This is a genomic window from Kocuria dechangensis (assembly GCF_014636775.1).
Taxonomy (GTDB): domain Bacteria; phylum Actinomycetota; class Actinomycetes; order Actinomycetales; family Micrococcaceae; genus Kocuria; species Kocuria dechangensis.
The window spans coordinates 92,102-115,175 of record NZ_BMEQ01000010.1; the positions used below are offsets into that span (position 1 = coordinate 92,102).

Below are 23,074 nucleotides of genomic sequence, written 5' to 3' on the forward strand. Positions count from 1 at the left end.
CGTCAGCCGGCGGTGGTGATCGAGTCGTCGGTGATCCCCGCCGCGCGCCGGGCCGCGAGCCGGTTCTTCTGCGGCTCGATCGTGTAGCGCGGGTCCTCGGCCGAGCGGAGGCCGGCCTCCAGCACACCGAACCGGGTCAGGGCCGAGGCGGCCAGCAGCGCGGCTCCCGACACCGCGGCGACCGCCCGGTGGCGCCCGCCCAGCAGCGTGCCCAGCCCGCCGGCGACCGCCAGCCGCTCGCTCCAGGCCAGCATGGCGCCGGGCTTCCCCTCGTGCAGCGGCTCGGCCGCCACCGGGTCCATCCGGTGCTCCATCACCCGCGTCGCGACCAGGTCGCCCACGACGCCCAGCACGGCGAGCCGGCGCGCGGGGCCGGTCTCGTCGACCGGCGTCGTGATCATCGCCAGGCCGGCGGAGGCGAGGCTCGCCGAGCTCACGAACACGAAGGCCAGGTCCTCCCGGGCCTCGTTCCACGTCGGCGTGGCGGTGTCGGCGAGCAGGACCGCGGTGTACGCGGCGAGCGGGCCGGCGAACACGGCCGCCTCGACCCCGGCGGGGCCCTCCACGGCGCGCAGCACCGGCCGCAGCGGGCCCAGGGGCAACCGGGACCCGGTCATCCGGTCGGCCTCGGCGGCGACCGTGATCCCCATGCCGGCGCCGAACGCGCTGAGGATCCACGTCCCCATGCTCATCGGCGAGGTCGGCTTGAACGTGCGCAGCATGTGCAGGAAGCGCTCCGGGCGGCCGAGGTCCTTGACCAGGGCGGCCCCGCCGAGCGCGAGCGCGGTCACCGAGCCCAGGCGGGCGTTGCGGCGCAGCGCGTCACGGCCGGTGAGCTGGCCGCCGAGCGCGAGCAGCGCCGAGCCCCCGGCGACACCGCCCAGGAACAGGTACGCGGCGACCTCGTGGCCCCACGGCGCCGGCTTGACCACCGGCCGGCCGTAGTAGGAGGTGAACTCCGGCTCGGGGACCATCGGCATCTCGCGCGCGCCGTCGCCCCCGCCTCCCGGCCCGGTCCCGCGGCGGCGCGCGCCGTCGCGCCGCCGGCGTCGCGGCGGCTCCGGCGGGCGGTAGCTGTCGAACTCGGAGAGGCTCACGAGCGGCCTCCCACGAAGGCCACGGCCGCCGCGGCGAGCATCCCCGCCGCGGCCAGGCCGGCCCGCCGGTACATCCGGGGCAGGTCGGCGGTGGGCACCCGCGGATCGGGCGGGAGCCCGTACACCTCGGGCTCGTCGAGCAGCAGGAAGACCGACCCGGTGCCGCCGACGCCGTCGAGCTCGTTCGCGCCGTAGAGCCTGGCCTCGGTGCGGCCCTGGGCGTGCATCTCGGCGACCCGCTGCCGGGCCTGGTCGACCATGTCGTCGTGGTCGCCGTACTTGATCGACGTCGTGGGGCAGGTCTGCGCGCACGCGGGGGTCTGGTCGTCCACCATGCGGTCGTAGCAGAGGGTGCACTTCTGGGCGACGCCCACGTTCGGCACCGCGGGCTCGGAGCCGGGCCGGCCCTCGCGCTCGGTCCTCGGCGCGGCGGTGCCGTCGGTGCGCCGCTCGATCACGCCGAACGGGCAGCCGGCCACGCAGGTGCCGCACCCGTTGCAGATGTCGTCCTGCACCACCACGGTGCCGTGCTCGGTGCGGAACAGGGCGCCCGTGGGGCACACGTCGAGGCACCCGGCGTGCGTGCAGTGCTTGCAGACGTCGGAGGACATCAGCCAGCGGAACTCCGGGGTGTCCGGCGGGGTGCTGTCCCCGGGCTCCGCGGCCGCGCGGGCCTCGGGCGGGCCGACGCGCGGCATGCCCAGGCTCACCAGCGCGCGCCCGGACTCGCGGGCCTCCTCGATCCGCTCGCCGTCCTGCTCCACGAACGCCACGTGCCGCCAGGTGCTCGCACCCAGGGCACCGGTGTTGTCGTAGGAGGACTCGAGCAGCTGGAGGTCGCCGTCCTGGGGGTTCTGGTTCCACTCCTTGCAGGCCACCTCGCAGGCCTTGCAGCCGATGCAGATCGAGGTGTCCGTGAAGAACCCCTTGCGCGGGTGCTGGTGCTCCCAGTGCGCGTCGGCGGCGGGGTCGGTCGGTCCGGCCAGCTGGCCCATCAGTTCTCCCTCGTGGGGTGGGTGGTCGGGTCAGTGTCCGGGTCCGGTCCCGGCGCGCCGCCGGGCCCGTCGAGCCGGGTGTTGCCGGTCTCGACGGTGACGCCCGCGCGGGCCTGGTACTCCGCGACCAGGTCGAGCAGCGCCGGGCCCCGCGGCCGGCGACCCGGGCGGATGTGGCAGGAGCCGACCTTGGAGTCCTGGATCTGCACGTTGGGCTCGAGCGTCAGGCCCAGCAGGTCGTTGGCGGCGTCACCGCTGACCACGGCGTCGTCGCCCACGCCCCAGTGGTAGGGCAGCCCGATCTGGTGCACGGTCCGTCCGCGCACCACGAGCGGGGTCATCCGGTCGGTGACGAGCACGCGCACCTCGATCGCCGCCCGGGGCGAGACGACCGTGGCCCACCCGTAGGGCTCCAGGCCGCACTCCTCGGCGAGCTCGGGGGAGACCTCGCAGAACATCTCCGGCTGCAGCTCCGCGAGGTACGGCAGCCACCGGCTCATGCCGCCGGCGGTGTGGTGCTCGGTGAGCCGGTACGTGGTGAACACGTAGGGGTACACGCCGGCCCCCGGGTCCCCGGCGCTCGGTGCGGTCAGGTTGTCCTGGCGCGCCATCAGCACCCGGGAGGGATTGCGCTGCTGGGTGTACAGGGCGTTGGCGACCGGCGACTCCTGCGGCTCGTAGTGCGAGGGCAGCGGCCCGTCGACCATGCCCTTGGGCGCGTACAGCCAGCCCTTGCCGTCGGCCTGCATGATGAACGGGTCGTCGCCGGCCAGCGCGGCCGCGCCCCCGGCGTCGGGGTCGGGACGGGTGCCCGGGGCGAGGTGGAGCGGGAAGTCGGGCACGTCGTCCCCGACCCATGTGCGCTGCTCCTCGTCCCACCACACGTGCTTCTTGCGCTCGCTCCACGGCCTGCCCTGCGGGTCCGCCGAGGCGCGGTTGTAGAGGATCCGGCGGTTGGCCGGCCACGCCCAGCCCCACTCCAGGGCGGCGGGGCCCTGCTCCTGGCCGGGCTTGCGGGCAGCGGCACGGTTGACGCCGTCGGCGTACACGCCGGTGTAGATCCAGCATCCGCCGGAGGTCGAGCCGTCGGCCCGCATCTCGGTGAACGAGGACAGCGGCCTGCCGGCGTCCGGGCCCTGCAGGTGCCGGCCGTTGATCTCGGCGAGCACCACCTCGGCGTCCGGCTCCCCGTGCGCGTCGGTGGGATAGTCCCACGTCAGGTCGAGCAGCGGCCGGTCGCGCTCGTCGGTGGACCCGGCCAGCCGCTGCCGGATCCGCTTGCCGAGCTCGTGGAAGAACTGCAGCTCGCTCTGGCACTCGCCGGGCGGGGCGACGGCCTGGTGGCGCCACTGCAGCAACCGCTGGGTCTGCGTGAACGTCCCGGCCTTCTCCACGTGCGTGGCCGCCGGCAGGAAGAACACCTCGGTCTCGATGTCCTCGGTGCGCAGCTCGCCGGAGGCGATCTCGGGGCTGTCCTTCCACCAGGTGGCCGACTCGATGAGGTTGAGGTCGCGCACCACCAGCCACTTCAGGTGCGACATCGCCATGCGCTGCATCCGCCCGTTCGACGACCCCACCGCGGGGTTCTGGCCGAGCAGGAAGTAGCCCTCCACCTCGTCGTCGAGCATGCTCGTCAGTGTTTGGAAGGTGCCGTGGGCGCCGGTGAGGCGCGGGAGATAGTCGTAGGCCCAGTCGTTGTCAGCCGTGGCTGCGTCCCCCCACCACGCCTTGAGCAGGCTGACCGTGTAGGCGTCGGCCTCGGCCCAGTAGCCCTTCTGCTTCTTCGAGGCGATCGCGTCCAGGTAGTCCTCGAACGTGTCGTGGGTGCCGGCGACGGGCATCGGGAGGTAGCCGGGCAGCAGGTTGAACAGCGTCGGGATGTCGGTGGAGCCCTGGATGCTGGCGTGCCCGCGCAGGGCCATGATCCCCCCGCCCGGGCGTCCCATGTTGCCCAGCAGCAGCTGCAGGATCGAGGCGGTGCGGATGAACTGCGCGCCCAGGCTGTGCTGGGTCCAGCCGACCGCGTACGCGAAGCACGTGGTCCGCTCCCGCCCGGAGTTCTCGGTGATCGACCGGGCCAGGTACGCGAAGTCCTCGGGGGCGATGCCGCAGACCTCCTGGACCATCTCGGGGGTGTAGCGCGCGTAGTGCCGCTTGAGGATCTGGAACACCGTCCGGGGGTCCTGCAGGGTCTCGTCGCGCTGCATGCGGGCGTGCTCCATCGGCGGGCCGCCGCTGCCGAGCTGCTGGCCGGCGGCCTCCGGCACGGACTCGGCCCCGTGCTCCGGGTCGCCCTCGGGCCCGCTCACCCGGCCGCCGTCGCCCTCGGCGTACGCCCACGTGGACATGTCGTACTGCCCGCTCTCGGGGTCGAACCCGGAGAACAGCCCGTCGAGGTCCTCGGCGTCACGGTAGTCGTCGTTCACCAGCGTGGCCGCGTTGGTGTACGCGACGACGTACTCCTCGAACCACAGGTTGTGGGCGAGCACGTGGTTGATCAGGGCGCCGAGCAGGACGATGTCCGAGCCGGCCCGGATGGGGACGTGCTTGTCCGCCACGGCCGAGGTGCGCGTGAACCGCGGGTCCACGTGGATGACCTTCGCCCCGCGGGCCTTGGCCTCCGTCACCCACTGGTAGCCCACCGGGTGGCACTCGGCCATGTTGGAGCCCTGGATGACGATGCAGTCGGCGTTGGCCATGTCCTGCAGGGACTGCGTGGCGCCGCCACGCCCGAACGAGGCTCCCAGACCGGGAACCGTTGCGGAGTGTCAAATACGGGCTTGGTTCTCGATCTGGATCGCGCCCGCGGCGGTGAAGAGCTTCTTGATCAGATAGTTCTCTTCGTTGTCCAGCGTCGCGCCGCCAAGGGAGGCGATGCCCATCGTGCGGCGCAGCAGACGCCCCTGGTCGTCGGTGTCCTGCCAGCCGTTGCGGCGCGACTCGAGGAAGCGGTCGGTCACCATGTCCACGGCGGTGTCGAGGTCGAGGCGCTGCCACTCGGTGGCCCGGGGCGCGCGGTAGAGCACCTCGGTCTGCCGGCCGGGCGCGTTGACCAGCTGCTCGCTGGCCGAGCCCTTGGGGCACAGGCGGCCCCGGGAGATCGGGGAGTCAGGATCCCCCTCGATCTGCACGACCTTCTCGTCCTTGACGTACACCCGCTGACCGCAGCCCACCGCGCAGTACGGGCACACGCTCTGCACGACGCGGTCCGCGGTGGTCGTCCGCGCGGTCGTCCCGCGCGTGCGCTCCGAGGTCACGGCCGGTCCGCGACCGAGCAGGTCGCCTGAGCGGAGCTGCCGGAGGACCGGCCACTCCAGGGGGCTGAATCGTGCCATGGCAGGAGCATAGCCCGTCCGGCTCCGCGGTGATACAGGACACACCGGCCGGTGTTCCGGGTGCTCGTCCCAGGTCTGCCGGCCCGGCGGCGTGGTCACGCCTGGTCGCCCGTGCGGGCCTGTTCCACCAGGTCGGCCGCCCAGGGCCGGGTCCCGCGGTGATAGGTCATGCCCTCCGGCAGTCCCTGGATCGTCGCCTCACACCCGGAGATGTCGATGGTGATCCGGCCTCCGGCCATCGGGGCGTTGGTGATGTGCAGGTCGCCGTAGGACTCCGGGAGCACGGGATCCATCCACAATCCCCCGCGGGCCACGTCGGCGAAGTAGCCCATCAGGCTCTTCACCAGGTGGACCGGGGTGGTGGCGGCCCAGGCCTGCGGCGAGCACGCCGTCGGGTAGGGCACGGGCTCGGTGAACGTCTCGCGGCTGAAACCGCAGAACAGCTCGGGGAGCCGTCCCTCCGAGTAGTCGGCCGCCTCCAGCAGGGCCGTGGAGATCCGCTGTGCCTCCTCCACGAACCCGTAGCGCAGGAGCCCGGCGGCGATGATCGCGTTGTCGTGAGGCCAGACCGATCCGTTGTGGTAGCTCGCGGGGTTGTAGGCGCCCATGTCGGTGGCCAGTGTCCGCACACCCCAGCCGCTGAACATCTCCGGGGACATCAGACGCTCGACCATCCGCGGGGCCTTGTCCTCGTCGACGATGCCGAACAACAGGCACTGCCCCATGTTGGAAGCGCACGCGTCGACCGGCCGCTTGTGGCGGTCCAGGGCGATGGCGTAGTAGCCGCGGTCGGGCAGCCAGAACCGTTCGTTGAACTGTTTCTTCAGGCGCGCAGCGCGGTCGCGGCACTCGGCGGCCAGCGTCCTGTCACCGGCGTCGTAGGCCATCCAGGAGCGGGCCAGATACGCGCTGTAGACATAGGCCTGCACCTCGCACAGCGCGATGGGCGGCTCGGCCCGCGTGCCGTCGGCGAAGTTGATGCCGTCCGGTGAGTCCTTCCACCCCTGGTTGATCAGGCCCTGGTCGTTGAGCCGGGCGTATTCGACGAAGCCGTCGCCGTCCTTGTCGCCGTAGTCCCGGATCCACGCCAGCGCCCGGTCGGCGTGGGGGAGCAGCGCGGCGATGGTCTCCGCGGCGTAGCCCCAGCGGCTGACCTCCCCGAGCAGGGCGACGAACAGCGGCGTCGCGTCGATGCTGCCGTAGTAGGCGGACTTCCCGCCCAGGGCCAGCCCGCTGGAGACGTCCAGCCGGACCTCGTGCAGGATCTTGCCCGGCTCCTCCTCGCTCATCGGGTCCACCACGCGGCCCTGGCGGTCGGCCAGCGTCTGGATGGTCCCGATGGCCAGCGACGGATCCACCGACAGCGCCATGAAGGACGCCCACAGCGAGTCCCGCCCGAACAGCGCCATGAACCAGGGGGCCCCGGCGGCCACGACGACCCGCTCCGGGTGCTCGGGATCCTCGATGCGCAGCGCGCCCAGGTCGTCGTAGCTGCGCCGCAGAGTCCGTTCGATGGAGCGGTTGCCGATGTGCAGCACCGGGATCCTCGACACCCATTCCTGCCGGCGGCGGTCGCGCGGAGAGACCTCGCCGTCGTCCGGGCGGACGAAGGGCGCCACCGGATCGGATCCCCCCACGGTCGGCAGGACGCTCAGAGTCGTGCTCCAGTGCCCGTGCGGCGGGACGACCACGCGGTAGGTCAGGGCCTCCGGGGTGACGTCGGCGCCGCCGGCCGACACCACGACGCCCTTGCTGACGCCGTGCCAGGCGGCCCGGATGGTCAGCGTCTCGCCCTCCGGCCGGCGGGTCTCCTCCCAGCGCCGCTGGATGCGCGCTTCCTTCACCTCGAAGAGGTCCGCGAAATCGGAGGCGACGCCGAGGGCGACCACGCACTCGGCCGCGGCCGATGAGTAGTTCCGGACCGTGATCTGCTCCGTGAGCCCGGCACCGACCTCGCGGAGACGCTCCACGATCAGCGGGCTGTCCGCGTGCCCGTCGGGCCCGGGCACGCGACCGGCGAAAAGGGCCCGGTACGGCTCCTTGGTCTCCCCCGCCAGCGGTTCCAGGGGCCGGCCGTTGACGCTCAGCTGCCAGCGGGACAGGATGCGGGTGTCCTCGCAGAAGACCCCGTGCGGGTGTTCGGGGTGGATGTCGCCGTTCGACGCGGAGATGCAGAAGGACGAACCCTCCACCAGGGTCACCGTCCCGGGCCCCAGTGGACCGGCGGCAGTGTCGGCATTCCATCCAGCCATTCCCGGCTCCTCCGAGGGACTGACGTCAACGGCTCAGCACCGGGCGGAGCCGCCCGGACCGTGGTCCTCCGCGGCCGGCCTCCGTCAGGTGTCCATCGACGCTACGCCTGCGTCCTCGTGGATGCCAGTCCCGCGTGGGCACCGGGGAAGGATCCCCGTGGCCGGCAACGCTGCCTCCATCGAGGAGGCCCGGGGACGAGCAGGCCGACGGTCGACCTGACGACGTCCCGCTAGGGGCGGCGACCCCTGCCCGCGGCCCGAGCCGCGGAGGCCATGGCGTGCGACAGCCGGGAAGGCAGCGAGTGTGGATCCGGGAGGCCTATCGGCCTGACTCTTCCGTTGTGCAGGGCCGCGAACTTCCACTGGTCGTCCGTCTTGAGCGCCACCAGCGTCTGCCGCGACAGGCGTCTCCTGGGCAGCGTCGATCGCCATGGCATCAGCACGGATGCCGTTCCGTGGACGATCGCGACATCGGGGGTGAGGAAGCGGATCGACTCGATGTCACCCACGAGCGCTGACCCCTTCAGCACGCCCCGGAACAGTCGATCGTGGTTCCGGACCATCGCCGCCCGCCCGATCGCGCGGGTGCCGTCATAGGAGACGTAATCGCTGTCCTCGGTGAAGCACGCACCGTAGGCGTCGGCATCGTTGTCGGTCCACGCCTGCTTGAGGCGCTCGTAGAGCTCCTGTATCCGGTCTTCTTCACTCATTGCCTGTCCTTCCGGTCGCGACATGATGGACCTGACGGTGGTGGCCGGTGGTCCACCACTCCGTGGGGTCTCGGCGGAACGGGAGACTAGTCGAGCCGCAGGATGTGGATGCCGCGCTCCAGGCCGCGCTCGACGGCCTCGACCGCGTCGTCGATGTCGTGGCCCGGGGGCAGCGCGGGCGGCAGGCCCACGAGCGCGCGGTCCACGAGCCCGGTGTCCATGTGGGGCAGCCGGGCGTCCACGATCGCGATCCGGCGACGGCGCAGCTCCCGCCGCAGCGACCCGAGCCACGAGGCCATGGCCGCCTTGCTGGCGGCGTAGGCGGCCATCCCGGCCAGCGGGAGCTCTGCGACCACTCCGGTGAGCACCGCGACGGCGCCGCCGTCCGACAGGTGGGGCAGAGCCGCCCGGATCAGGGCCATGGGGCCGAGCGCGTTGACCTCGAACAGTTCCTCCACGACCGCGTCGTCCTCCTCGGCGGCCGGGCCGAACGCGGCGACGCCGGTGGCGAGGACCACGGCGTCGAGGCCGCCGAGCTCCTCGACGGCACGGTCCACCACCGCGGCGGCCGCGGCGTGGTCGACGAGGTCCAGGGCGTGGGCGGCGCGCAGGCTGAGCCGGCGCCGCAGCTCCTCGGCGGCCGCCGCGGAGCGGCCGGTCACCACGATCGCGGTGGTCCGTTCGCCCAGCCGCTCGCACAGCCGCTGCCCGAGCACTCCGGTCGCGCCCACCACGAGGATCCTCGCGCCGTTCAGGTCCATGGTCGTCCTCCAGCCCCGGTCGCCGCGACACCGGCCGACCTCTGTGCTCCGAGCGTACTCAGCCTCTCCGACGCCGCCCAGGGCCGGTCGGGATCTTCCACGAGCCCGAAGCCGCCCGGCCGTCGTGGCCGGTGCGGACTGCATCGGGGACGAGCAGGCCGAAGAATTTGCAGTTCGACAACGATTGACCGGCCCGGGCGCCGGACCGTTGCCGCGGCCGTGCCCGCCTGGCTAGATTGCACTCCTCGGGGGCGTGCCGGGCGACGGCTCGTGGCGCACACGGCCCCGGAGCGGAGGACCGGTCGCCATGTCACCCACCACGCCTCGACCGTCCGGGGCCCTCGCGGCCGCGGTGGCGACCTCCCTCCTCCTGGGGGCCTGCGGCGCCCCCTCCCCGGACGACGCGAGCGCCGGCACGACGACCCCGGGCCCCGCCCCGGAGACGACTGCCGCGTCCGAACCGGCTCCCACCGCGGAGCCGACCACGGCCGCTCCGGCTCCCAGCTCTGCGGCTCCCACGGGCACCCCGTCGGCCGGGCCGACGGAGCCGGCCGGGCCGGCCGAGCCCGTGAAGCTGGTGACGTACACCGGAACGGCGGCCGACGCCGCGTTCGCCTTCGAGCTGCCCGCGACGTGGGCGGTCGACGGCGAGTTCACGGACGTCGGCGGCACGGTGGCGGTCGTCGGGCCGGACGGCGCTCCGGTCGGCCACCTGTCCGTCCTCATCGCATGGGGCGCGGAGTGCGGACCCGACTGCTCGACGCCGCCGGTGGTTCACCTCGGCGACGTGCCGGGGAGCGTGCCGCTGTCCGCCAGCGGCGACTTCGTGGTGCGCTCCGTGGCCATGGACCTCACCTCCGCCCCCGAGATCCGGAACGCGTACGGCTGGCCGGACAGCGTGCGGCTCGTGACGTCCCTGACCGACGCCGAGGTGCCGCCGCCCACGGGGATGCTCCCCCACGTCATGCACGGGCTGGGCTCGGTCGAAACCGGGGTGGTCGCCCCCAACGGCGTCACCTACCGCACGGTGATCTTCAGCTCGGTCCACGACTTCGCCACGCTCGAGGAGGCCCAGGCGTACGTCGCGTCCGAGGAGCACCGGCAGGTCCAGGCGATGATCGCGTCGTTCCGGGCGTAGTGGTGCCGGCCCGCAGGCCCGCCGGTCTCACGGCCGCGGCACACGGCTTCCGGGCACATCTCGCCCCGGGTGTCGGTGGAGCGGACGGCCGGCAACCGTGTCCGGGCGCGTCACTACACTGGGCCGCATGAACGAGCAGGAACCGGCTCCGCCCCGGGCCGCCGCGGCTCCCGACGGGGGTGCGGGACTCCCCGCAACCGCCGCGCCCGTGGGGAATCCCGCGCCGGTCGAGGGCGGCGAGCCCCCGGGCCTGGCCGATCCCGACGCCGTCGACACGTCCGTGCGCAGCCCGGCGCAGCGGTCCCGCACCTTCGCCGGGATCCTGGTGAACACCGCGCTCGCCAACATCACGACCAGCTACCTGTGGTTCGCCCTGACGTTCTGGGTCTACCTGCAGACGCGCAACGTGATCGCCACCGGGGTGATCGGCGGAGCGTACATGCTGCTGATCGCCCTCTCCAGCATCAGCTTCGGCACCTTCGTGGACCGCTACCGCAAGCTGTCCGTGATGCGCTTCGCGGCCGGCTTCACCCTGGTGATGTTCCTGCTGTCCGGGGTCGTGTTCCTGCTGACCCCCACCGCCCGGCTGGTGGACCTGACCCGGCCGTGGTTCTGGGTCTTCGCCCTGGTCGTCCTGACCGGCGCGGTGGTGGAGAACATGCGCAACATCGCCCTGTCCACCACGGTCACCATCCTCATCGAGCCGGACCGGCGGGCCAACGCCAACGGGCTGGTGGGCATGGTGCAGGGGCTGATGTTCATCGTCACCTCGGTGCTCTCCGGGCTGTCGGTCGGGCTGCTGGGCATGGGCTGGACGATCGTCCTCGCCCTGGTGCTCACCGCACTGGCCTTCGGGCACCTGCTCACGCTGCGGATGCCCGAGGAGGTGCGCGCGGCCGCCACGGACGCGCACGGCGGGTTCGACCTGCGCGGCTCCTTCGCCGCCGTGCTGGCCATTTCCGGACTGTTCGCGCTGATCCTGTTCTCCACGTTCAACAACTTCATCGGCGGCGTCTACCTGGCGCTGATGGACCCCTACGGCCTGGAGCTGTTCCCCGTGGAGCTGTGGGGGACGTACTTCGCGCTCGGGGCCACCGGGTTCATCGTGGGCGGGGCGCTGATCGGCAAGTTCGGGCTCGGCTCCAACCCGCTGCGAACCATGCTCCTGGCGGTGGTGGCGATGGGGTTCCTCGGCGCGGTGTTCACGCTGCGCGAGTGGGCGTGGCTGTACGTGGCAGGCATCTGGCTGTACCTGGTCCTGGTGCCGTTCGTGGAGGCCGCCGAGCAGACGATCATCCAGCGGGTGGTGCCCCTGCACCGGCAGGGGAGGGTGTTCGGGTTCGCCATGGCGTTCGAGTCGGCGGCCGCGCCGATCACCGCGTTCCTCATCGCGCCGATCGCCCAGGTCTGGATCATCCCGTACGCGCGGTCCGCGGAGGGCGCGGCCCGGCTGGCCCCGCTGCTGGGGGAGGGCACCTCCCGCGGCATCGCCCTGGTGTTCCTGGTGGCCGGGATCGTCATGATCGCCGCCGCGCTGCTGGCCTTCCTGACCCCGGTCTACCGCCGGGTCTCGGCGTCGTACGCGCGGATGGCCGCGGAGGACGCGGGGGACACCGGGGACGGGGTCTCAGCCCCCTCGCTCTCCGGATGACCCGGCGCTCTCCGGATGACCCGGCGCTCTCCGGATGAGAAGAGCCGTCGGCGGGCCGGGGGTCAGTGCTGGAGGTCCAGCAGCCTCAGCGACTCCTCGCGCATCTCCACCTTGCGGACCTTGCCGGTGACGGTCATGGGGAACTCGTCGACCACGTGGACGTAGCGGGGGATCTTGTGCCGGGAGATCCGCCCCTCGCAGAACGCCCTGAGGGACTCCGCGGTCATCGGCTCGGCACCCTCGCGCAGCCGGACCCAGGCCATGATCTCCTCGCCGTACGTCTCGTCGGGCACGCCGACGACCTGGACGTCGAGGACGTCCGGGTGGGTCAGCAGGAACTCCTCGACCTCGCGGGGGTAGATGTTCTCCCCGCCGCGGATCACCATGTCCTTGATCCGGCCGGTGATCTGCACGTACCCGTCCTCGTCCATGACGGCGAGGTCCCCGGAGTGCATCCAGCCCTCGTCGTCGATGGCCTGGGCGGTCCTCTCCGGCTCGTCCCAGTAGCCCTTCATGACGCTGTAGCCGCGGGCGCAGAACTCGCCGGGGGTCCCGCGCGGCACGGTCTCGGCGGTGGCGGGGTCGATCACCTTGACCTCCAGGTGCGGGCCCGCCCGGCCCACGGTGGTGGTGCGGCGCTCGAACGAGTCGTCCCGGCGGGTCTGGGTGGACACCGGGGAGGTCTCGGTCATGCCGTAGCAGATGCTGACCTCGGCCATGTTCATCCGCTCGATCACCGCGCGCATGGTGGGCGCGGGGCAGGGGGCGCCGGCCATCACGCCGGTGCGCAGGCTGGAGAGGTCGATGTCGCCGAGGTGCTCCAGGCCCAGCTCGGCGACGAACATGGTGGGCACCCCGTAGAGGCTGGTGCACCGCTCCTGCTCGACCGCCCGCAGCGCCGACCCGGGGGTGAACACGGGCCCCGGAACCACCATGCAGGAGCCGTGGGTGGTGCACGCCAAGTTGCCGATGACCATGCCGAAGCAGTGGTAGAAGGGCACCGGGATGCACACCCGGTCGGTCTCGTCGTAGCCGAGCAGCTCGCCGATGAACCACCCGTTGTTGAGGATGTTGCGGTGGCTGAGCGTGGCGCCCTTCGGGAAGCCGGTGGTCCCGGAGGTGTACTGGATGTTGATCGCGTCCTCCGGGTCCAGGCGCTCGCCGATCCCGTCGAGGAGGGCGTCGTCGGCGTCGGCGCCCGCGAGCTCGTCCCACGCGGAGGTGCCCATGACGACGACCCGCCGCAGCTCCGGGCAGCCGTCGTGGACCTCGTCGAGCATCCCCGGGTAGTCCGAGCTCCTGAACCCCGGGTGCGCCACCACGGTGCTGATCCCGGACTGGCGGAGGACGTAGGCCAGCTCGTGCGGACGGTAGGCGGGGTTGACGGTCACGAGGATCGCCCCGAGCTCGGCGGTCGCGTACTGCACGAGCACCCACTCCCACGTGTTGGGCCCCCAGATCCCCACCCGGTCGCCGGAGCGCACGCCGAAGCGGTGCAGGCCGGTGGCCAGCCGCCGGACGTCGCGGTGGAACTGCGCGTAGGTCCACCGCCTCCCGCCGGCCACGTCCACCAGGGCCTCCTGGTCGGGGAAGCGCACGGCGGTCTGCGCGAGGTTCCGGGGGATCGTCTGGACCAGGAGAGGCGGCTCGGCCTCCCCTGCGGCGTAGGACAGGTTGTCGTGCAGCAGTTCCACGGGTGTCTCCCGGCTCGGTCGGTGGGGGGTGGCGGTCGTCCGGCGCTCGCCACTGTACGTGACCCGGCTCACGTCCCGTCGTGTGTGACGTGCTCAGCCCTCGGCCACGGCGCGCCCGATCGTCTCCCGGAGGATCTCGCTCGTGCCGCCGAAGATCGTCAGCAGCCGGGAGGCCAGGTACGCCTGGGCCACCGGGTACTCGAGGATGTAGCCGTAGCCGCCGTGCAGCTGCAGGCACCGGTCCGTGACGGCCTTCGCGCGCTCGCTCGCCCAGTACTTGGCCTTGGAGGCGCCGACGACGTCGAGCGCGCCGGCGTTGAACGCGTGCACGGCCCGCCGGACGTACGCCTCGGTGGCCTCGACCTCGACCACCAGGTCTGCGACCTCGAAGCGCGAGTGCTGGAAGTCCAGCACGCGGGAGCCGAAGGCCGTGCGGTCCCTCGTGTACCGGACGGTCTCCTCCAGGGCGGCCCGGGCGACGGCGGCCGCGGCCACGGCGATCGCGAGCCGGCCCTGGGGCAGCAGCTGCTGGATCTGGCGCAGCCCCCCGCCCTGGGTCCCGACCAGGTTGCTCCCGGGCACCCGGACGTCCTCGAAGAACAGCTCGGCGGTGTCCGAGGCCTTCACGCCCATCTTGTCGAGCTGCCGGCCGACCTCGTAGCCGGGGGAGTCGGCCTTGTGCACCAGGAACAGGCTGAAGCTGTCCTCGCCCGCGCGGTCGGTCCGGCCGTCGGTGCGGGCCAGCACCAGCGCGGCGTCCCCGCTGATCCCGTTGCCGATGAACGTCTTCTGCCCGGTGAGCACCCAGTCCTCTCGGTCGCGCACGGCCCGTGTCCGCACCCCGCGCAGGTCGGACCCGGCCCCCGGCTCGGTCCAGGCCACGGAGGTGACGAGCTCCCCGGTGAGGATCCGCGGCAACCAGCGCTCCTTCTGCTCCTCGGTGCCGTGGGCGAGCAGGTGGGGCAGCACCCAGTCGTCGTTGAGGTGGAAGGCCAGGGCCGCGCCGAGGGCGCCCCGGCGCACGAGCTCCTCGTCGAGCACAGCGCGGAACCGGTAGTCGGTCAGGCCCATGCCGCCGTACTCCTCCGGCACGGCCAGGCCGAGCAGGCCGGCCTCCCCGGCGTCGGTCCACAGGCTGCGGGGCATCATGTGCTCGGCGTCCCAGGAGGCGTAGTGCGGCTCGACCTTGCGGACCACGAACTCGCGGGCGACCTCGCGGAACTCCTCGTGCTCCTCCTCGTAGAAGGCGGAGTCGCCGAGGGGGAAGGGCTGGGCGGACGGGGACTCGGTCACGGTGTGCCTCCGGGGCTGGTCGGGTCGGGCGGTGGCGTCGTCGGCGTTGTCGGTGGCGTCGTCGGTGCGGCCCAGGCGGTGGCGAGCGCGGCCCAGGCCATGTCCTCCAGGGCGGCTCGTGCGGCGTCGGCCCGGCCCGCGTCCCGCGGGGCGCGCAGCCGCTGGCGGGCGCGCAGGGAGTGCGGGGTCGAGTTGATCAGGCCGAAGGCGGCCTGGGCGCGCAGGGCGAGGTCGGCGGCGTCGCGCCCGGGCGCGAGCTCGCCCAGGGTGTCGGCCCACAGCGTCACGTAGCCGCGCTGGAGGGCGCGGACCTCGTGGCGGTCCTCCTCGGTGAGGTTGGGCAGCTCGCGGTCCTGCACCACGATCACGGCGGGCTGGGTCAGTGCGAACTCCACCTGGAAGGCGATCAGCGCCCGCAGCCGCTCGGCGGGATCGGCGGAGCGGGCGGCGACCTCCCGCCCGCCGTCGAGCAGGTCCTGGCTGACCTCCAGCAGGATCGCCCCCAGCACGGCCTGCTTGCTCGGGAAGTGCCGGTAGACCGCGGGCCCGCTGACCCCCACCGCGGCGCCGATGTCGTCGATCGAGACGCCCGCGAAGCCCCGCTCGGCGAACAGGGTGGCCGAGGCCCCCAGCAGGTCCTGGCGCCGCTGCGCCTTGGCCCGGCCCCGCACCGTGGTGGGCGGGGCCGGGGCGGGTCGGGGGTCCGTGCGCGGCATGGGTCCTTCTTCCGGCGGGTCGGTCAGTTCCTGGACATTCTAGTTAGTGGCCACTAACCTGAGCGACAAGTTAGCCGGGACTAACCGGAACGGGCACCCGCGGGGGCCGCCGGGACGGAGGAACGGATGCGCGTGCTGACCAGCCGGGTCGACCCCGCCGGCGCGCAGTTCCGCGGCAACGCGGCCGCCCAGGCCGCGCTGGCAGGGGAGCTGCGGGACCGGCTGCGCCGGGTGGCCCGCGGCGGGCCGGAGGCCTCGCGCGAGCGGCACGTGGGGCGCGGCAAGCTCCTGCCGCGGGAGCGGGTGGACCACCTGCTGGACGAGGGCAGCCCGTTCCTGGAGATCGGCGCCCTGGCCGCGGAGGGGATGTACGACGACGAGTGCCCCGCCGCCGGGGTGATCGCCGGGATCGGGCTGGTGCACGGCCGGCAGGTGATGGTGGTGTGCAACGACGCCACGGTCAAGGGCGGCACCTACTACCCCATGACGGTCAAGAAGCACCTGCGGGCCCAGGAGATCGCCCTGGAGAACCGCCTGCCCTGCGTCTACCTGGTGGACTCCGGCGGGGCGTACCTGCCGCTGCAGGACGAGGTGTTCCCGGACCGCGAGCACTTCGGGCGGATCTTCTACAACCAGGCCACCCTCTCGGCGGCCCGGATCCCGCAGATCGCCGCGGTGCTCGGCTCGTGCACCGCGGGCGGGGCCTACGTCCCGGCGATGAGCGACGAGACCGTCATCGTGCGCGAGCAGGGCACCATCTTCCTGGGCGGCCCGCCCCTGGTGAAGGCCGCCACCGGCGAGGAGGTCACCGCCGAGGAGCTCGGCGGCGGGGAGCTGCACGCGGCGACCTCGGGTGTCGTCGACCACCTCGCGGAGAACGACGTCCACGCCCTGCAGATCGTCCGCGACATCGTGGCGACCCTTCCCCCGCCGGGCCCGCGCGCCTGGCCGGTGCAGGAGGCACAGGCCCCGGCCGTGGCCGAGGACGAGCTGGCCGGGGCGGTGCCGGTGGACCCCAACACCGGCTACGACGTGCACGAGGTGATCGCCCGGCTCGTCGACGGCAGCCGCTTCCACGAGTTCAAGGCCGAGTACGGCACCACCCTGGTCACCGGCTTCGCCCACCTGCACGGCCACCCCGTGGGGATCGTCGCCAACAACGGCGTGCTCTTCTCGGAGTCGGCCCTGAAGGGCGCGCACTTCGTCGAGCTGTGCGACCAGCGCGGGATCCCGCTGCTGTTCCTGCAGAACATCACCGGCTTCATGGTGGGCCGCGACTACGAGGCCGGCGGCATCGCCAAGCACGGGGCCAAGATGGTCACGGCCGTGGCCACCACCCGGGTCCCGAAGCTCACCGTGGTGATCGGCGGCTCCTTCGGCGCCGGCAACTACTCGATGTGCGGGCGCGCGTACTCCCCGCGGTTCCTGTTCCTGTGGCCGCAGGCGAGGATCTCGGTGATGGGCGGGACCCAGGCGGCCTCGGTGCTGGCCACGGTGAAGGCGGAGCAGATGGCCGCCCGCGGCCAGGAGTGGGACCCGGCCGAGCGCGAGGCGTTCATGGCCCCCATCAGGGCCCGGTACGAGGAGCAGGGCAACCCCTGGTACTCCACCGCCCGGCTGTGGGACGACGGCGTGATCGCCCCGGAGGACAGCCGCGAGGTGCTCGGGCTGGCCCTGGAGGTCTGCTCACGAGCCCCGCTGCCCGAGCCGGCCTTCGGCCTGTTCAGGATGTGAGCGCCGTGACCGGTCAGCTGTTCGACGTCGTGCTCGTCGCCAACCGCGGGGAGATCGCCCGGCGGATCATCCGCACGCTGCGGGGCCTGGGGATCCGCTCGGTGGCGGTCTACAGCGAGGCCGACCGCGGCGCGGTGCACGTGCGCGAGGCGGACGTGGCCGTGTGCGTGGGCCCGGCCGCCCCGGCCGAGAGCTACCTGCGCATCGACGCGATCGTCGCGGCCGCGAGGGACACCGGCGCCCAGGCGATCCACCCCGGCTACGGCTTCCTGTCCGAGAACGCCGCCTTCGCCCGGGCGTGCGCGGCGGCCGGGATCGTCTTCATCGGCCCCGGCGCCGAGGCCCTGGAGATCATGGGCGACAAGATCCGCTCCAAGAACCACGTGGCCGCCGCCGGGGTGCCCACGGTCGCCGGGGTCTCCGAACCGGGCCTCGACGACGACGCCCTGGTGGCCGCCGCCGCCGGGATGGACTACCCGCTGCTGCTCAAGCCCTCGGCCGGGGGCGGCGGGAAGGGGATGCATGTGGTGTGCACCCCCGGGGAGCTGCCCGAGGCCCTCGCCACGGCCCGCCGCGTGGCCGCCGCGGCGTTCGGGGACGACACCCTGCTCATCGAGCGGCTGGTCGAGCGGCCCCGGCACATCGAGGTGCAGGTCCTCGCCGACGCGCACGGGACCGTGATCCACCTGGGGGAGCGCGAGTGCTCCCTGCAGCGCCGCCACCAGAAGGTCGTGGAGGAGGCGCCCTCGCCGACGCTGGACCCCGCCGGCCGGGCCCGGATGGGCGAGGCCGCCTGCCGGGTGGCCCGCTCGGTGGGCTACACCGGGGCGGGCACCGTGGAGTTCCTCGTCCCGGCGGACCGCCCGGAGACCTTCTGGTTCATGGAGATGAACACCCGCCTGCAGGTCGAGCACCCCGTGACCGAGCTGGTCACGGGCGTGGACCTCGTGGAGCAGCAGGTGCGCGTCGCCGCCGGGCAGCCCCTGGGCCTGGCGCAGGAGGACGTGGTGCTCACCGGCCACGCGGTGGAGGCCCGGCTCTACGCCGAGGACCCCGCCCGGGGCTTCCTGCCCACTGCCGGGACCGTGCTCGCGCTCCAGGAGCCGTCCGGCCCGGGCATCCGCGTCGACTCCTCCCTGGCCGAGGGGCTGGCGGTGGGCTCGGCCTACGATCCGATGCTCGCCAAGATCGTCGCCTGGGGCGCTGCGCGCGAGCAGGCCCTGGACCGGCTCGACCTCGCCCTGGCGGACACCGTGGTCCTCGGGGTGGGCACCAACACCGAGTACCTGCGGGCCCTGATCAACGACGCCGCCGTGCGGGCCGGGGACATGGACACCACGCTCATCGAGCGGCGGCTGCCCGAGCTGGTGTTCACCGCCCCGGACGAGACCCACTACGCCGCCGCGGCCGTATTCCTGCAACGGCGCCGTCCCGCCGACCGGCCCCGGTCCGAGGACCAGGGTCCCTGGTCGCGGCCCGACGGCTGGCGCGCCACCGGCCGCGCCCGGCCCGCGGTCGTGCTGGCCCACTGGCTCGAGGAGCCCAGGCGGACCGTCGTCGACGGCTCCGTGCGCCTGACCCCGCTGCCCGGCCGGCCGCACGCCCACCTGCTCGAGGCGAACGGCACGAGCCGGGTCGTCCACCTCGCCGCCGCCCCGGCCGGGGACAGCGTCTGGGTCGGGGAGGACGGGTTCGCCGTCGAGCTCGCCGTCCTGTCCCGGGAGCAGCAGCTCGAGCGGGCCCTCGCCGCCCTGGAGCGCACGGCCGGGACCGCCGCCCCCGAGCTGCACTCGCCGATGCCCGGCACGGTGGTCGCGGTCCCGGCCGCCACCGGCGAGCGGGTCGCGGAGGGGCAGACCGTCGTCGTCGTGGAGGCCATGAAGATGGAGCACCGCCTGACCGCCCCCACCGCCGGCACGGTGGACGTCCTCGTGCGGCAGGGGGAGCAGGTCAAGCTCCACCAGCTGCTCGCCCGCGTGGCTCCCGACGTCCCCCACGCCACCGGCGCCGCGCAGGACACCGGCGCCGCGCCCGCCGGTGCGGCGCAGGACACCGGCGCCGCGCCGGCCGGTCCGGCGCCGTCCGCCGACCCCACCGCAGAGGAGCAGAGCGCATGAACACCGAGCTCGACGAGGAGTACCAGGACCTCTCCGACACCGTCCGCGACTTCGCCGACGAGGTGATCGCCCCCGTCTCCGCCCAGTACGACGAGGCGCACGCGTTCCCCTACGAGATCGTGGCGCAGATGGGGGAGATGGGTCTGTTCGGCCTGCCCTTCCCCGAGGAGTACGGCGGGATGGGAGGGGACTACTTCGCCCTGTGCCTGGCCCTCGAGCAGATCGCCCGCGTGGACCAGTCCGTGGCCATCACCCTCGAGGCCGGCGTCTCCCTCGGCGCCATGCCGATCTACCGCTTCGGCACCGACGAGCAGCGCCGGCAGTGGCTGCCCCAGCTGGCGAGCGGGCAGGCGCTCGCCGGGTTCGGGCTCACCGAGCCCGAGGCGGGCTCCGACGCCGGCGGCACCCGCACCACCGCGAAACGGGAGGACGGGCAGTGGGTCATCAACGGGGCCAAGGAGTTCATCACCAACTCCGGCACGGACATCACCCGCCTGGTCAACGTCACCGCCGTCACCGGCACCGCGCAGCTGCCGGACGGGCGGACCCGCAAGGAGATCTCCACGATCATCGTCCCCACGGACACCCCCGGCTTCCGGGCCGAGAAGGCCTACAGCAAGGTGGGCTGGAACGCCTCGGACACCCACCCGCTGTCCTTCCAGGACGTCCGCGTGCCGGCGGAGAACCTGCTGGGGGAGGAGGGCCGCGGCTACGCCAACTTCCTGTCCATCCTCGACGAGGGGCGCATCGCCATCGCCGCCCTGGCCACGGGCGCGGCGCAGGGCTGCGTCGAGGAGTCGATCCGCTACGCGAAGGAGCGCACCTCCTTCGGGCAGCCGATCGGGGCGAACCAGGCCATCTCCTTCAAGATCGCCCGCATGCAGGCCCGCGCCCACACCGCCCGCCTGGCCTACTACGACGCCGCGGCCCGGATGCTCGCCGGCCGGCCCTTCAAGACCCAGGCCGCGATCGCCAAGCTCGTGGCCGGGGAGGCCGCGATGGACAACGCCCGCGACGCCACCCAGGTCTTCGGCGGCTACGGGTTCATCAACGAGTTCCGGGTGGCCCGCCACTACCGGGACTCCAAGATCCTCGAGGTGGGCGAGGGCACCACCGAGGTCCAGCTCATGCTCATCGCCCGCGATCTGGGCCTGTGACACCGGCCCGCGATCCGGGGCCGGGACCCGCACCTGCCAGGAGGACGCCGTGACGATGCACCAGGAGACCCCGCACGAGGGCCGGAAGGTGGTCCGCCAGCGCGGGCTCTACTACGAGGAGTTCGAGGTGGGCACGGTCTACGAGCACGCCCCGGGCCGGACCGTGACCGAGACGGACAACGTCCTGTTCACCACGGTCACCATGAACACCCAGTCCCTGCACCTGGACGCGGCGTGGGCCGCTCGCCAGCCCTACGGGCAGCGGCTCGTGAACTCGATGTTCACCCTCGCCACCCTGGTCGGGGCGTCGGTGGCGCAGCTGACGCAGGGCACCATCGTGGCCAACCTCGGCTTCGAGGAGGTCGTCTTCCCGCACCCGCTCTTCCACGGGGACACGATGTACTCCTCCTCCGAGATCCTCGGCAAGCGCCCGTCCTCCTCCCGCCCGGGGCAGGGGATCGTCCGGGTCAAGCACACGGCCCGCAACCAGGACGGGGCCGTGGTGGCCGAGTGCACCCGCTCGGTGCTCGTGTGGCGCCGCGACGCGGCCCCGCAGTGACATCCGCACCGACATCCGCACCGACATCCGCACCGACATCCGCACCGACATCCGCACCGACATCCGCACCGACATCCGCACCGACATCCGCACCGACATCCGCACCGACCCTCCGGCGAAGGAGCCTCCCATGACCGGCACATTCCCACCGGGCCCGGCCCTGCTCTTCTGCCCGGCCGACCGCCCCGAGCGCTACGCCAAGGCCGCCGAGCGCGCCGACGCCGTGATCCTCGACCTGGAGGACGCCGTGGCGCCGTCCGCGAAGCTCGCCGCCCGGGACGCCCTCGTGGCCACGCCGCTGGACCCCGCCCGGACGATCGTGCGCCTCAACGCCGAGGACACCGAGGACTTCGCCCACGACCTCGTCGCCCTGCGGCACACCGCCTACACCACCGTCATGCTGCCCAAGGCCGTCTCCGCCGAGCGGCTCGCCGTGGCCGCGGAGCTGGGCCTGCACCGCGTCGTCGCGCTGTGCGAGACCCCCGAGGGCGTCGTGAACGCGGCGGAGATCGCGCGGGCGGAGAACGTGGTCGCCCTGATGTGGGGCGCGGAGGACCTCGTGGCCTCCCTCGGCGGGACGTCCTCCCGCCGCCCGGACGGCGGCTACCGGGACGTGGCCCGCCACGCCCGCTCGGCCGTCCTGCTCGCGGCGGCCGCCGCGGGCAAGCCCGCGATCGACGCCGTGCACGTGGACATCGCCGACCTCGACGGACTGCGCGCGGAGGCGCTCGACGCCGCGGCCGTCGGCTTCGCGGCCACCGCCTGCATCCATCCGGGCCAGGTCGGCACCGTCCGCACGGCCTACCGGCCCGCCGCCGAGGAGGTCGCGGCGGCCCGCGAGCTGCTCGAGGCCGCCCGCGGCGCCGCCGGCGTCTTCACGTTCCGCGGCCGGATGGTCGATGAGCCCCTGCTCCGCCACGCCGAGCGGCTCGTGCGCCGCGCCGAGGCCTGACCCGGTTCCCGGCCCTGCCGCCCGCCCCGGTTCCCGACCCCGTCCCGCGCCCGTTCTCGCCCGTCCCGACGAGTCCCTGGAGGAGACCATGACCCAGCCCCTGACCGTCGTCGTGCTGGTCAAGCACGTGCCCGACGCCAAGGAGGAGCGCGTCCTCGCCGGCGACCCGCCCGTCGTGGACCGCTCCTCCGGGATCCTCTCGGAGCTCGACGAGTACGCCGTCGAGGCGGCCCTGCAGCTCACCGAGGCGCGCGACAACGCCGAGGACCGGGTGCTGGCGCTGACCATGGGCCCCGCCGGCGCCGCCGGCGCGCTCAAGCGCGCCCTGCAGCTGGGCGCCCACGGCGGCTTCCACGTGCTCGACGACGCCCTCGCCGGCTCCGACGCCTGGGTCACCGCCCGGGTCCTCGCCGCGGCGGTGGAGCGGATCGCCCGGCACGCCGGGGCGCCCGTGGACCTCGTGCTCACAGGCATGGCCTCGACCGACGGGGAGACCTCCCTGGTCCCCGGCCAGCTCGCCGAGCGGCTCGGCCTCGCCCAGGTGGGCCTCGCGAGCTCGCTGGCCCTCGACGACGACGCCGCCTCGCTCACCGCCACCCGGGACACCGAGACCGAGGTCCTGGAGGTGGTCGCCGAGCTGCCGGCCGTCGTGTCGGTGACCGACCGGATCAACACCCCCCGCTACCCCAACTTCAAGGCGATCATGGCGGCCAAGAAGAAGCCGGTGCAGACGTGGTCGGCGGCCGACCTCGGCCTGGACGCGGAGGCCGTGGGCTTCGCCGGGTCCCTCACCGAGGTGCTCGAGGCCGTGCCCCGCCCGCCGCGCTCCGCCGGCCGGATCGTGGTGGACGAGGGCGAGGGCGGGATCCGCCTGGCGGAGTTCCTGGTCGCAGAGAAGCTGGTCTGAGACCGG

At 73.2% G+C, this 23,074-nt stretch carries 17 protein-coding genes; 8 read left to right on the top strand and 9 right to left on the bottom strand.

The window, feature by feature from the left end:
- Window positions 1-2: 2 nt before the first annotated feature.
- The 6 genes from nrfD to IEW07_RS10915 all read right to left on the bottom strand — a co-directional run bounded on the left by nrfD (window position 3) and on the right by IEW07_RS10915 (window position 9,150).
- A complete protein-coding gene (nrfD, locus tag IEW07_RS10885; protein ID WP_188537098.1) occupies window positions 3-1,097 on the bottom strand; it encodes an NrfD/PsrC family molybdoenzyme membrane anchor subunit in 1,095 nt (364 codons plus the stop codon).
- Window positions 1,094-2,092: a 4Fe-4S dicluster domain-containing protein gene (locus IEW07_RS10890; protein ID WP_188537100.1), complete on the bottom strand. Its 999-nt coding sequence runs from the start codon at window positions 2,090-2,092 to the stop codon at window positions 1,094-1,096. Before IEW07_RS10890 ends, nrfD begins: the two co-directional genes overlap by 4 nt.
- Window positions 2,092-5,427 (bottom strand): formate dehydrogenase, encoded by a 3,336-nt coding sequence (gene fdh / locus IEW07_RS10895; protein ID WP_229741769.1) that lies wholly within the window; start codon window positions 5,425-5,427, stop codon window positions 2,092-2,094. The genes IEW07_RS10890 and fdh overlap by 1 nt, the downstream gene beginning before the upstream one ends.
- Window positions 5,428-5,522: 95 nt before the next feature.
- Window positions 5,523-7,679, bottom strand: coding sequence for an amylo-alpha-1,6-glucosidase (locus tag IEW07_RS10905; protein WP_188537106.1), 2,157 nt, complete (start codon window positions 7,677-7,679; stop codon window positions 5,523-5,525).
- Between the two features lie 230 nt (window positions 7,680-7,909).
- Window positions 7,910-8,389, bottom strand: coding sequence for an SgcJ/EcaC family oxidoreductase (locus IEW07_RS10910; protein ID WP_229741770.1), 480 nt, complete (start codon window positions 8,387-8,389; stop codon window positions 7,910-7,912).
- An 86-nt stretch (window positions 8,390-8,475) separates the two neighbouring features.
- Window positions 8,476-9,150, bottom strand: coding sequence for an SDR family NAD(P)-dependent oxidoreductase (locus IEW07_RS10915; protein WP_188537109.1), 675 nt, complete (start codon window positions 9,148-9,150; stop codon window positions 8,476-8,478).
- A 307-nt stretch (window positions 9,151-9,457) separates the two neighbouring features.
- Between IEW07_RS10915 and IEW07_RS10920 the strand changes: the two genes are divergently transcribed.
- Entirely contained in the window at window positions 9,458-10,288 is an 831-nt protein-coding gene (locus IEW07_RS10920; protein WP_188537111.1) for a hypothetical protein, read from the top strand.
- Between the two features lie 127 nt (window positions 10,289-10,415).
- Window positions 10,416-11,939, top strand: coding sequence for an MFS transporter (locus IEW07_RS10925; RefSeq protein ID WP_229741771.1), 1,524 nt, complete (start codon window positions 10,416-10,418; stop codon window positions 11,937-11,939).
- A gap of 62 nt (window positions 11,940-12,001) precedes the next feature.
- Here IEW07_RS10925 and IEW07_RS10930 read toward each other — a convergent pair whose 3' ends face one another.
- The 3 genes from IEW07_RS10930 to IEW07_RS10940 form a co-directional block, all read right to left on the bottom strand.
- Complete coding sequence (locus IEW07_RS10930; protein ID WP_229741772.1) at window positions 12,002-13,633, bottom strand: AMP-binding protein; 1,632 nt, start codon at window positions 13,631-13,633, stop codon at window positions 12,002-12,004.
- A 93-nt stretch (window positions 13,634-13,726) separates the two neighbouring features.
- Window positions 13,727-14,926, bottom strand: coding sequence for an acyl-CoA dehydrogenase family protein (locus IEW07_RS10935; protein WP_188537113.1), 1,200 nt, complete (start codon window positions 14,924-14,926; stop codon window positions 13,727-13,729).
- Window positions 14,923-15,642, bottom strand: coding sequence for a TetR/AcrR family transcriptional regulator (locus tag IEW07_RS10940; protein WP_188537115.1), 720 nt, complete (start codon window positions 15,640-15,642; stop codon window positions 14,923-14,925). Before IEW07_RS10940 ends, IEW07_RS10935 begins: the two co-directional genes overlap by 4 nt.
- Before the next feature lie 126 nt (window positions 15,643-15,768).
- Between IEW07_RS10940 and IEW07_RS10945 the strand changes: the two genes are divergently transcribed.
- From IEW07_RS10945 to IEW07_RS10970, 6 genes are all read left to right on the top strand, one after another.
- On the top strand, window positions 15,769-17,376 hold the full coding sequence (locus IEW07_RS10945; protein ID WP_188537117.1) for a carboxyl transferase domain-containing protein: 1,608 nt from the start codon (window positions 15,769-15,771) through the stop codon (window positions 17,374-17,376).
- 5 nt (window positions 17,377-17,381) lie between these two features.
- Window positions 17,382-19,493 carry an ATP-binding protein gene (locus IEW07_RS10950; protein ID WP_229741773.1) on the top strand — a complete coding sequence of 704 codons (2,112 nt, stop codon included), beginning with the start codon at window positions 17,382-17,384 and terminating at the stop codon, window positions 19,491-19,493.
- Window positions 19,490-20,650 (top strand): acyl-CoA dehydrogenase family protein, encoded by a 1,161-nt coding sequence (locus tag IEW07_RS10955; RefSeq protein ID WP_188537119.1) that lies wholly within the window; start codon window positions 19,490-19,492, stop codon window positions 20,648-20,650. Before IEW07_RS10950 ends, IEW07_RS10955 begins: the two co-directional genes overlap by 4 nt.
- 55 nt (window positions 20,651-20,705) lie before the next feature.
- Complete coding sequence (locus tag IEW07_RS10960; RefSeq protein ID WP_188537182.1) at window positions 20,706-21,209, top strand: MaoC family dehydratase; 504 nt, start codon at window positions 20,706-20,708, stop codon at window positions 21,207-21,209.
- 130 nt (window positions 21,210-21,339) lie between these two features.
- Complete coding sequence (locus IEW07_RS10965; protein WP_188537121.1) at window positions 21,340-22,161, top strand: HpcH/HpaI aldolase/citrate lyase family protein; 822 nt, start codon at window positions 21,340-21,342, stop codon at window positions 22,159-22,161.
- A gap of 88 nt (window positions 22,162-22,249) precedes the next feature.
- Window positions 22,250-23,068: an electron transfer flavoprotein subunit beta/FixA family protein gene (locus IEW07_RS10970; RefSeq protein ID WP_188537123.1), complete on the top strand. Its 819-nt coding sequence runs from the start codon at window positions 22,250-22,252 to the stop codon at window positions 23,066-23,068.
- The last annotated feature ends 6 nt before the right edge of the window (window positions 23,069-23,074 follow it).

Excerpts from the sequence above, each read along its gene's own strand:
- IEW07_RS10925 (WP_229741771.1), top strand. The coding sequence starts at position 10,416 with ATGAACGAGCAGGAACCGGCTCCGCCCCGGGCCGCCGCGGCTCCCGAC.
- IEW07_RS10955 (WP_188537119.1), top strand. The coding sequence starts at position 19,490 with ATGAACACCGAGCTCGACGAGGAGTACCAGGACCTCTCCGACACCGTC.
- IEW07_RS10915 (WP_188537109.1), bottom strand. The coding sequence starts at position 9,150 with ATGGACCTGAACGGCGCGAGGATCCTCGTGGTGGGCGCGACCGGAGTG.
- IEW07_RS10905 (WP_188537106.1), bottom strand. The coding sequence starts at position 7,679 with ATGGCTGGATGGAATGCCGACACTGCCGCCGGTCCACTGGGGCCCGGG.
- IEW07_RS10945 (WP_188537117.1), top strand. The coding sequence starts at position 15,769 with ATGCGCGTGCTGACCAGCCGGGTCGACCCCGCCGGCGCGCAGTTCCGC.
- IEW07_RS10890 (WP_188537100.1), bottom strand. The coding sequence starts at position 2,092 with ATGGGCCAGCTGGCCGGACCGACCGACCCCGCCGCCGACGCGCACTGG.
- IEW07_RS10965 (WP_188537121.1), top strand. The coding sequence starts at position 21,340 with ATGACCGGCACATTCCCACCGGGCCCGGCCCTGCTCTTCTGCCCGGCC.
- IEW07_RS10940 (WP_188537115.1), bottom strand. The coding sequence starts at position 15,642 with ATGCCGCGCACGGACCCCCGACCCGCCCCGGCCCCGCCCACCACGGTG.
- IEW07_RS10970 (WP_188537123.1), top strand. The coding sequence starts at position 22,250 with ATGACCCAGCCCCTGACCGTCGTCGTGCTGGTCAAGCACGTGCCCGAC.
- IEW07_RS10910 (WP_229741770.1), bottom strand. The coding sequence starts at position 8,389 with ATGAGTGAAGAAGACCGGATACAGGAGCTCTACGAGCGCCTCAAGCAG.
- IEW07_RS10960 (WP_188537182.1), top strand. The coding sequence starts at position 20,706 with ATGCACCAGGAGACCCCGCACGAGGGCCGGAAGGTGGTCCGCCAGCGC.
- IEW07_RS10920 (WP_188537111.1), top strand. The coding sequence starts at position 9,458 with ATGTCACCCACCACGCCTCGACCGTCCGGGGCCCTCGCGGCCGCGGTG.